Genomic DNA, 11,298 nt, shown 5'->3' on the forward strand with positions numbered 1-11,298 from the left:
AAATAGTAACAGAACACTATGCTTAAACAATTCACCGCTTTTATTCCAATGGTATTGGGTTTGGTAGCTTTGGGCACGGCCCAAGAGACAAAGATCTATACCCATGAACAGAAAGCATTTCAAGACGCGCTAGCGCTATACAACAACGAACAATATCAAGCGGCACAGACTATTTTTGATAAGGTCAAAGTGTCAACAAAAGATGAGGAAACCGCTGCCAATAGCGCCTATTATTCTGCCAACGCGGCAGTGCGCTTAAACCAGATCGGTGCCGATAGGTTGATGGAAGATTTCGTTGAAAAATACCCTACGTCCACTAAACGTAATTCTGCTTATGCCGATGTGGCGGAGTACTATTTTCAAACAGGAAAATATCCGTACGCCTTAAAATGGTACAACAAAGTAGATCAAAGTTCTCTTTCTCGTGGAGAGATGGATAAGTTCAACTTCAATTATGGGTATTCTTTATTTTCGTCTCGCAAAACAAAAGAGGCTGAAAAATATTTGGAGAAAGTAACGACCTCTCAGGTTTACGGTTCACAGGCAAAATATTACTTAGGTTATATTTCTTATCAACAAGATGACTATGAAACCGCAAACCAGCGTTTTGATCAAATTACGGATCAAGATGTGTTAGAGGAAAAGTTGAGTTATTACCAGGCTGATATGAACTTTAAGCTGGGTAAGTTTGAAGAGGCTATTGCATTGGCAAAAAAGCAATTGCCAAAATCTGACCGACGTGAAGTATCTGAATTGAACAAGATCATTGGGGAAAGTTACTTTAACCTAAAGCAGTATGAAAACGCCATACCTTACCTTACGGAGTATAATGGTAAAGGCGGTAAATGGAGCAATACCGATTATTACTATTTGGGCTATGCCTATTATAAAGGTGGTGATTATGCGAATGCCATTGCCCAATTCAACAAAATTATTGGAGGTACTAATAGTGTTGCGCAAAATGCATACTACCATTTGGCAGAATGTTATTTAAAGTTGGATAAAAAGCAGGAAGCTCTGAACGCTTTCCGTAATGCATCTCAAATGGATTACAGTGCGGAAATTCAAAAAGATGCATTCTTAAATTATGCGCGTTTAAGTTATGAGGTGGGTAATGCTTATGAGCCAGTACCGCAAGTAATTACCAATTATTTAAAAACCTATCCTAAAGATGAGCATCAAGAAGAGATGCAGACCTTATTGGTAGATTCATACATTACCTCAAAGAACTTTGAAGGTGCCATGCAATTGTTGGAGGAGAATAAAAACTACGCCAGTAAATCGGTATACCAAAAAGTAGCTTATTATAGAGGTATTGAGCTTTTTATGGAAGGCGATTATAATGCGGCTTCAGAGAATTTTTCCAAATCATTGGGCGGTGCGGAAGACATGTTGTTCAAGGCCCGTGCCGATTATTGGAAAGCGGAGTCCGATTATTTGTCCAACCGTTTTGATGATGCGGTAAAAGGGTATACGGCATTTAAGAACAACCCGTCTGCACAAAGTACGGAAATGTATACCGATGTTGATTATAATTTGGCATACGGTTATTTTAAGCAGAAAAATTATAATGAGGCCATTACCTATTTCAACGCATTTACGTCTAACGGAAATGCTGATGTAGAAAAATTAAATGATGGTTACCTACGTTTGGGCGATAGTTATTATGCGACCAGTAAATACTGGCCTGCCATAGAAACATACAATAAAGCTTTGGCTTTAACAGGACCTGAAAAAGATTATGCCTTCTACCAAAAAGCAATGAGCTATGGTTACGTGGACAGAGGTGCTAGCAAAATTGAAAACCTTGAGGAATTTGTAAGCAAATTTCCTAGATCAAGCTTTAGGGACGATGCTTTGTTTGAACTGGGTAATACGTACGTAGCCCAAGGCCAAGAGAGCAAAGGGCTAGAGGCTTATGATCGTTTGATCAGTGAATATAGGGCTAGTTCATTGGTGCCACAGGCATTAATGAGACAAGGTTTGGTCAATTATAACGCCAGCAGAAATGAGGCTGCATTGGCTAAATTTAAAACCGTGGTTAGAGATTTCCCAAAAACGCAGGAGGCTATACAGGCGGTTGCTACGGCAAAATTGGTCTATGTGGATATGGGGCAGGTAAACGAGTATGCCGAGTGGGTACGAGGATTGGATTTTGTTGAGGTAACCGATGCCGAATTGGATAATGCTACTTTTGACGCTGCCCAAAAACAGAACTTGGAGGGTAATGTTGATGCCGCTATTAAAGGGTATAAGAATTACATTCAGCAGTTCCCAACTGGTTTACATGCCGTAGATGCCAACTTCAGTTTAGCTCAATTATATTTTGGAAAAGGAGATAAGGAAGCTGCTTTACAGTATTACAAATATGTGGCGGATAGAAGCACGAGCGAGTATGCAGAACAGGCATTAACACGTGTATGTGAAGTTTATATCTCTAAGGACGATTACCAGATTGCATTGCCATATTTGTTAAAATTGGAGAGTCAGGCGAATATTCAGCAGAACAGAACTTTTGCACGTTCCAATTTAATGAAAGGGTATTACAAGCAAAAGAACTATCCAAAGACATTGGAATACGCGGATAAGGTATTGTCTACCCCAAGTATTGACGACAGAATAAAGAGCGATGCGCATATTATGATCGCCAGATCGGCCATTGCTACAAATGATGAGGCAAAGGCTAAAGCGGCCTATGCAGAAGTTTTAAAAATAGCTTCTGGTGCCACTGCTGCAGAAGCATTGTATTATGATGCTTATTTTGAGCATAAAGACGGTGCTTACGAAAATTCAAACGTAGCGGTTCAAAAATTGGCTAAAGATTATGCGGCGTACAAAGAATGGGGCGGTAAAGGTTTGGTGTTAATGGCTAAAAACTATTATGCCTTAAACGATGCCTACCAAGCAACCTATATTTTAGAGAGCGTAATAACCAACTTTACGCAATACCCGGAAATTGTTGCCGAGGCTAGAGCGGAATTGACCATCATAAAGTCAAAAGAGGCCAAGAGCAATTCATCTGTAGATCCTAATTAAAAGATTCACGTACACCAGTAAAAGAACACCTATGTACAACAAACATATATTTACGCTTATATTTTTAACGCTTGGCTTTCAAGTTACCTTTGCTCAAGAAGAGGAAGAGAAAGATTTGGGTACGGAAACCGTAACGGTGACCAAAGCCTACACGCCAACCGTTTCAGATGCTTTTAAAATTAAATCGGTACCAAACATGAACGATTCTATCGTTCTTCAGAAAAAACCAATCAATTACAGCATATTTTCCGTTCCGGTAGCATCTACGTTTACGCCTTCTAAAGGAACGGCATCTAAAGTAGAAAAATTACCTCCTCCGGTGTTATATAATTCTTATGCTTCATTGGGCGCCGGATTGTATGGTAATGTTCTGGGCGAATTTTATACGAGTAGAACTATAAATAGAGATGAGAATTTTGATATTGGATTCAACCATTTGTCTTCTCGTGGTGGAATCAACGGTGTAGAACTTAACGATACCTTTTATGATACCAAGTTAGATGCATCGTATGCAAAAAGAGATAGGGATTTAGAATGGGGTGCGGCCATTGGGTTGCAACATCAACTGTATAATTGGTACGGTATTGAACCCGGTGTGTTCAGTGAAACGGTTATTAATAGTATTGATGAACGTCAAAATTATTACATGGGCGAAGTAAGTGGTCATATAAACGTGGAAGATGCTTATTTTAAAAGGGCCGATTTAAAGTATAGAAGATTTTTTGATGCCGTAAGTTCCGGTGAAAACAGGGCAATTTTCAATACCGGATTTGAGTTCCCAATGAACGAAGAAACCTTTAATGCTAAAGTGAAGTTGGATTATGTTGGTGGTACATTTGAAAATGCCAGTGTTAGTAGTGCTGACAATGATAATGGTATTTCTTATGGCAATTTGCAAGTAGGTATAAATCCGTCTTTGACCATGTTGCGTGATGATCTTTCCTTGAATTTGGGAGTAAATTTGGTCTACGGAATGGACTTGGAGAACAGTGAAAGTAATTTCTATATCTATCCGGCTGTAACGGCTTCGTATAGGCTGTTAGATGAAACCGTAATCGCTTATGGTGGGGTAACGGGGGAGTTAAAACAAAATTCGTATTATGATTTTGTAGAAGGTAACCCTTTTGTTTCGCCAACGTTGACCATTGCGCCAACAGATAGCCAGTACAATGCCTATGTAGGTTTTAAAGGGCAGTTATTACCTAATTTAAGCTATAATGTTAAAGGGTCATATACCGCCGAGAACAATAAACCTTTATATACTTTAAATCCGAGAAACGATTTTAGGTCAGATGATAAAGGATATTACTATGGTAATTCATTTGGTTTGTTTTATGATGATATAAAGACCTTGGGTATTTTTGGGGAGTTGAATGTAGATGTTAACCGTAATTTTACCGCAGGTGCAAATATTGAGGTTTACGATTATAATACGGAAACGGGCAACCCTGCATGGAACCTTCCAAATTTACAGGCTTCTTTGTTTATGGATTACCAAATAGGTGAAAAATGGTATGCAGGTGTTAACTTGTTCTATGTTGGTGAGCGTGAAGATTTTTCATCCACGGTAGTACAAAATGCACAACCAAGTGAATTTCCCGCAACCCTTATTACTTTAGATGGGTATTTTGATGCCAACGCCCATGTTGGATATCGTTATACAGATCAATGGTCGTTCTTTATAAAGGGAGCCAACCTTTCAAATAACGATTATCAACGTTGGTCTAACTTTCAGGTACAAGGAATTCAAATTTTAGGAGGCGCAACCTATAAGTTCGATTTTTAACAACAATTCATTTATAAATGACAACGCCTAAGTGTCGGATGCTTCTGATACTTAGGCGTTTTTGGTTTTAGAATATTTTTAACACTTTAAAACAAACCTCAAATAGTTCACTTCGTAAGTATGGGCAATTCAACTATTAAACCCAATATAAATTATGAAGAAATCTATTTTTTATTTAGCAATACTTATCGGAGCCCTTTTCATTGCTTCTTGCAGTGATGATGATGACGCCATCGTAGATATGAATCCAGATGCCACCTGTGATGATGGTGTAATGAACGGTGATGAAACCGGTATTGATTGTGGTGGTTCTATGTGCGAACCTTGTGGAGATGGAATGACCGTTTTAGGACGTAGAACTGATCTTTTTGTTACCAATAACGAAAACGGAAACATATCAAGATATAGCGTTACCGGAGATTCTTTGGTTACATATATGACCACAACTACGGCTGCAGAGGGTATTTATTATGATGCTACGGCCGATATGGTCTATCAGGCATCTAGAAGCGACTTACAATTAGAAGCATTTGCGGACATTAATACATTAATTGATGGTGATGCCATTACTTCTTCCTTCACAGGAGCGGCAGATTTAGAAAGCCCAAGAGAATTAGCGGTAAACGGAAGTTCTTTTGTAGTGGCCGATAATGGGTCTAACAAATTCTTTGTATATGAAAATACAGGCAGCGGATTTACACTGATGAATACCGTTGAAGTACCGTTCCCGGTTTGGGGCATTACTTTTAAAGGTGATGATTTATACGCTGTTGTTGATACAACGGGCGACTTGGCAGTTTATTATGATTTTCTTTCTAACGCCAACTCGGCTATTTTAAGACCTTCTAAAAGAGTTACTATTGAAGGTATTGTAAGAACACACGGTATTACTTATGATGGTACGGACGATGTTATGGTATTGACCGATATTGGTGATGCTACAGATGCAAACACAGATGGTGGTTTTCATGTAATTTCAGAATTCTCATCAAAGTTCGATGCATTATCAGATGGTGAATTATTACCCATAGGAATGCAGGTAAGAGTAGCGGGTTCATCAACTTTAATGGGTAACCCTATTGATGTTGCCTACGACTCTGAAACCGATGCAGTATATGTTTCTGAAATAGGAAATGGAAAAGTATTAGGATTTACCTCTATAGGTTCTGGTGGCGATGTGTCTCCGTCTTTCAACAAAGATTTGGCAATGGCTTCATCTATTTATTTCAGTAGTGATGAAACAGATGGTAACACAGGAGATTCTAGTGACGCTAGGGCAACAAGATTATATGCGACGAGTACTGCCAATGGTGATGTAAGTATTTATGACGGTTCTGGTATGCTAACTAAAACTGTTGCCACAGGATCTGATGCTACAGAAGGTATTTATTATGATGCTTTTAATGATGCTATAATACAGGCTTCAAGATCTGGCTTGGCGTTGGAGTTTTATGGTAGTTTTTCTGCTGTAACCGATCTTGCAAATATTGCTGCGGATTTTTCAGGTAGTGCGGAGTTGGCCAGCCCAAGGGAAATTGCTGTTTTTGGTAATAAGGTGGTAGTGTCAAGTAATTCGGAAAATAAGTTCTACGTATATGAATATAACGGTTCTAGTTTTAGTTTGTTGAATACTTTTGATGCCGGTTTTAACACTTGGGGAATTACTTTTATGGGCAATAGCTTATTGGCTGTAGTAGATAACACAAGTGATTTAGCGGTGTATGACAATTTCTTGACCGCTTTTTCCGCTGATGGTGCTATTACACCAACTAAAAGAATTACGGTTGAAGGTATTGTAAGAACACACGGTATAGATTATAGCGAAGCTGATGATGTGTTGGTGATGACGGATATAGGAGATGCTGCAGATGCCAATACAGATGGTGGTTTTCAAATAACCCAAGATTTTGCGGCTAAATTGGCAGCAATAAATGACGGCGGTTCATTGGCCTTGTCCGAGCAAACAAGAGTTGCCGGTTCTTTAACTGAAATGGGTAACCCAATAGATGTAGCTTACGACCACAAAACAAAAACAGTGTTCATTGCAGAGATAGGTAATGGTAAGGTGCTTTCCTTCTCAGATGCTTTAAATGCTAGTGGTAATGTTGCACCAGCGGTTAGTAATGATCTTGCTTCTGCTGCATCAATTTACTTATACAACAATTAAAGGTTAAAGTAAGGTTTGGTTTTTATTGTTAGTAAGGCCCTTCTTTGAGATGAGAAGGGCTTTTTTTATGCGTAAAATTTGGCAAAACGGCCATATTTTATCTTTTCTGTAATTTAGGGAAACTATTTAATGCGCATGTTAACTATAAGACCATATCTAAATCTTCTGCTTTTGCTTGCGCTGTGCATACCATTTTTTTTAGCGAGTCAGAATTTGGTATTGAACCCTAGTTTTGAAAACTATAAGCAATGTCCCGTTGCATTGGGCAATTTGGAAAAAGATGTTATACATTGGAAAATGCCCACTAAAGGGACTACGGATTATTTCAATGGTTGTAGTATAGCCATGGGTACTCCAGAGAATTTTAATGGTAAACAACCTGCAGATTTCGGTGAAGGCTATGTCGGATTTTATATGTACGCCCCCAATGACTATCGTGAGTATATTGAAGCACAATTAAGCGCTACGTTGATAAAAGGCGAACGCTACACAATTTCTTTTTATGTTAGCCTGGCGGAACGATCAGACTTTGCGGTCAAGGAATTTGGTATCCGTTTTACCGAGCTTCCTGTTGAAGTTGCTACGAGCAAGGTTTTGTCTGGCTTACATTATGCTCAACTAAAAGGAGAGAAATCCAAAGAGCTAGTAATATCCTATTCCAAATACTATTCCGATGAAATTAAGTGGGTGAAATTGACCACCACCTATGAAGCCAACGGAACCGAAAATTTTATGGTCATCGGTAATTTTAAAAACAATAGGCGCACACAGAAATATCAGACCAAAAGGGAAATAACTAAAGGTTCTTACTATTATTTAGATATGGTCTCTGTGTATAATGTGAACTCAGAACCGTTGAGTGACGATATTCAATTAAAAGAATACGAGTTAGACAGTATTCATGTTTTTAAAGATGTGTATTTCAATTCTAACAAAGCTAAGATAAGAGGAGACCATCAACTGGAAATGGAACTATTGCTGTCTTACTTAAAGAAAAATTCTACTGTTCATATTGAAATACGTGGACATACGGATGATATTGGCTCTGATAGTTTTAATCAAAAATTGTCAGTAAGACGTGCAAGCGAAATCGTTGGCTATTTGACTGAAAACGGAATAGGCATAAATAGGATATCCTCCATAGGTTTGGGTAGTTCAATGCCAATAGCCACCAATAAAACGGAAGCCGGAAGATTTCTCAACCGGCGTGTAGAATTTGTACTTCGTAATCCTAATTAATAATCTGAATATTCTGTTGGGTATAATAGGTGAATATCTGCGTGACTAACAGTGTTTTGGTATTTGTCTAACACAGAGATTTCCTTCCATTTATCGGACGATCCAAAATCTTTCCAAAGAGCATCTCTTTCTTTCATGTTGTTAAATGTTGTCATATACATGAGATTGGGCATCTTATCTCCAGAAATGACATCGGCATAAAAAACCGCATTAAAACCTAAACTTTCAAAAAGTTTCACTTCGCCGCCCTCGTTGAACATATCTACTTTTCTACGGTACATGGCTTCTGTTGGTCCTTCGTAACTTCTAAGTTCATATACTCGGTTTGCTCGTGGACCATCTACCGTGCTGGGTCTCATTTTTGGCATATCGGAAAATGCACGTAACAACACTGAACTAATACGTTCATAAGGTTTGTTGTCGTGCGCGGCATTAATGTATGCATCACCCGCGGATAAATGGGTTTTATCTACCGCAAGCATAGCTTCTAATTTATTGAACTCCGCCAAGGATTGAAACGGAATTAATACGTAGATTTTATTGCTTATTGTAAAATTGCCGGGTATTACCTTAAAGACACCAATATTGTTGATTTCCATTCTTTTTAAAGCTGGTAGGTAGGCATTTTTTAGGTAATGGTCTACCATATTTTCTTGAGTATCGTTTTTTATGGTATATGTTTTTAGTTGGTAATATTCCTGTTCTTGTGCAAAACTTGTAAATGAGCCGCAAGTGATAAAAAACAATAAAACGATTGATAGCGTAAACCTATACTTCATGAAATTTGAATTTGGATTAAAACAACAAGTTAATGATAAAATGAACGATTACGATGCTGTACTTTTGTGCCAGTATAGTTTCTATGGCCAATATTTTTCAAAAACCGCTTATTGATCCAGCCAAGAGCCCTGTGTTTTATGGCTACGTTATTCTTTTCATAGGTACTATTGGGATTTATTGTAGTATACCCGGGCAAACTATTGGTGTCTCTGTCTTTACCGATCCCGTGAAAGATGCCTTGGGGCTTAGCCGTAATCAATTTAGTAATGCCTATATGATCGGTACCATTGTCAGTTCCTTGGTCATTGGGAGGGCAGGTGTTTGGTTTGATACCTATGGGGCGCGTTATGTAGCTTTCTTTGCTGCCATAACTTTGGGTGTTACCTTATTCTTGTGTTCTTGGTCTGCAATAATGAGTTCTTATATAAAAGATTTGTTATCGGTAGATACTTGGATGGTGCCCTTTGTATTAATGACCGTATTGTTCTTTATGCTTCGTTTTGCGGGTCAAGGGGTTTTGACCATGGCATCTAGAAATGTAATTATGATATGGTTCGATAAAAATAGAGGTAAAGTCAACTCATTTAGTAGTGTGGCACTTTCCTTTGGGTTTTCTTCTTCGCCCTTGTGGGTAAATTCGCTTATTGAAGGTTATGGATGGGAAAGTACTTGGCAATTTTTAGCTATTGGGCTTTTGCTGTTCAGCATATTTATTTACACTTTCTATAAAATATCTCCAGAGAAGCATGGTCTATTGCCAGATGGTGCAAAGTCGCTTTCAACCGAAGACGAAAAACAAAAAGTAGTTACAAAGCAGTTTACCCTTACCGAAGCTAAAAAGGAAAGGGCTTTTTGGATGTACGGACTTACACTTGCCTTTAACAGCTTTTTTATTACGGGACTTACCTTTCATGTGGTGTCTATTTTTACACATGAAGGTTTTGCCAAGGAAGATGCCATTTCTATTTTCTTGCCAGGATCTGTAGTAGCGGTTACCGTCTCTACTATATTCAATTTTTTAAGTGATTATCTACCTTTGAAATTGTATTTGTATCTAATGTTATTGGGTGGTTTTCTTGCTTCTTTGGGGTTTTTATTGTTGTCTACAGCTGCTGGCGTACCTATGTTAATTGCCGGTTTTGGTATCCTGGGCGGATTCTTTGCCGTTTTGAATGCCGTAGCTTGGCCAAGGTTTTTCGGGAGGGCACATTTGGGGAGCATAACCGGTAAAATAATGAGTTTTTTAATACTGGCAAGTGCCTTGGCGCCTAGTATATTTAGCCTTTGTTTATCAACCTTTGGATCTTATGAAATGGTTGGTTATTTGGGTTTGGCATTCTTGCTCTTTCTGGTTATTGGATCCTTGAAAGCCAATAATCCGCAGTAAAAAAATCATTTTTAACTTTATCGGTCAACATATTGTGGTTCAAGTAGAAATCAATCTATCTTTACAAAAACACTACAAATGGATTTGAATTTAGCGGTACTGATAGATGGGGATAATATACCTTCTGCCTATGTAAAAGAAATGATGGAAGAAATTGCCAAATATGGCAACCCTACCATTAAACGTATTTATGGCGATTGGACCAATCCGCGTTTGGGAAAATGGAAAAACGTACTGCTGGAGAATGCCATAACACCTATTCAACAATATGGGTATACCCAAGGTAAGAATGCAACCGATTCTGCTATGATTATCGATGCTATGGATATCTTATATTCTGGTAAGGTAAACGGATTTTGTATTGTAAGTAGTGATAGTGATTTTACGAGACTGGCAACAAGATTGCGAGAAGCAGGTATGCAGGTTTTTGGAATTGGTGAACGCAAAACACCCAATCCATTTATTGTGGCTTGCGATAAGTTCATCTATATTGAAATTCTTAAAAGTAGAAGCGAAGAAGAAGCTGCCGATAACAATAAGACCCCTACTGAAAAAAATACCGTTGATAAAATTACCCCAAAGGCATTACGCTTTATTGCCACCACTATTGATGATGTAGCCGATGATGACGGATGGGCTTTTTTAGGTGATGTTGGTAGTTTGCTTCAGAAAAAGCAACCCAATTTTGATTCTCGTAATTATGGTTTTCAAAAATTGACGCCTTTGATCAATTCCATCCCCCATTTTGAAATTGAAAGACGTGAGGACTCCAAAGGGCGTAAAAAATTAATTTACGTAAAAATTAAGGAAAAGGTTTCTTCAAAGGCAAAAAAGTAAAACAAAACTGTATTTCATTACTATTGTTTTAAAACGATCATATTAGTTTGTATTTTTCAGTATAAA

7 protein-coding genes are annotated in these 11,298 nt (G+C 38.2%); 6 read left to right on the top strand and 1 reads right to left on the bottom strand.

Going from position 1 to position 11,298, the window contains the following annotated elements:
* Positions 1–18: 18 nt before the first annotated feature.
* From B2Z27_RS07690 to B2Z27_RS07705, 4 genes are all read left to right on the top strand, one after another.
* Positions 19–3,036 (top strand): tetratricopeptide repeat protein, encoded by a 3,018-nt coding sequence (locus tag B2Z27_RS07690; RefSeq protein WP_286813236.1) that lies wholly within the window; start codon positions 19–21, stop codon positions 3,034–3,036.
* Between the two features lie 31 nt (positions 3,037–3,067).
* On the top strand, positions 3,068–4,822 hold the full coding sequence (locus B2Z27_RS07695) for a TonB-dependent receptor (RefSeq protein ID WP_286813237.1): 1,755 nt from the start codon (positions 3,068–3,070) through the stop codon (positions 4,820–4,822).
* Between the two features lie 154 nt (positions 4,823–4,976).
* Positions 4,977–6,989 (top strand): hypothetical protein, encoded by a 2,013-nt coding sequence (locus tag B2Z27_RS07700; protein WP_286813238.1) that lies wholly within the window; start codon positions 4,977–4,979, stop codon positions 6,987–6,989.
* A 135-nt stretch (positions 6,990–7,124) separates the two neighbouring features.
* The gene (locus B2Z27_RS07705; RefSeq protein ID WP_286813239.1) at positions 7,125–8,228 is read left to right on the top strand and encodes an OmpA family protein; all 1,104 of its coding nucleotides are present in this window, start codon (positions 7,125–7,127) and stop codon (positions 8,226–8,228) included.
* Here B2Z27_RS07705 and B2Z27_RS07710 read toward each other — a convergent pair.
* Positions 8,225–9,007 carry an NIPSNAP family protein gene (locus tag B2Z27_RS07710; RefSeq protein ID WP_286813240.1) on the bottom strand — a complete coding sequence of 261 codons (783 nt, stop codon included), beginning with the start codon at positions 9,005–9,007 and terminating at the stop codon, positions 8,225–8,227. The two genes, B2Z27_RS07705 and B2Z27_RS07710, sit on opposite strands and share 4 nt — an antisense overlap.
* Before the next feature lie 53 nt (positions 9,008–9,060).
* Here B2Z27_RS07710 and B2Z27_RS07715 point away from each other — a divergent pair, with 53 nt between their 5' ends.
* Both B2Z27_RS07715 and B2Z27_RS07720 read left to right on the top strand, forming a co-directional pair.
* Complete coding sequence (locus tag B2Z27_RS07715) at positions 9,061–10,395, top strand: MFS transporter (RefSeq protein ID WP_286813241.1); 1,335 nt, start codon at positions 9,061–9,063, stop codon at positions 10,393–10,395.
* 78 nt (positions 10,396–10,473) lie between these two features.
* The gene (locus tag B2Z27_RS07720) at positions 10,474–11,232 is read left to right on the top strand and encodes an NYN domain-containing protein (RefSeq protein WP_058103672.1); all 759 of its coding nucleotides are present in this window, start codon (positions 10,474–10,476) and stop codon (positions 11,230–11,232) included.
* Positions 11,233–11,298: the final 66 nt, after the last annotated feature.

The sequence above is a fragment of the Maribacter sp. UBA3344 genome (genome assembly GCF_002362375.1).
In the GTDB taxonomy this organism is placed as follows: Bacteria; Bacteroidota; Bacteroidia; order Flavobacteriales; family Flavobacteriaceae; genus Maribacter; species Maribacter dokdonensis.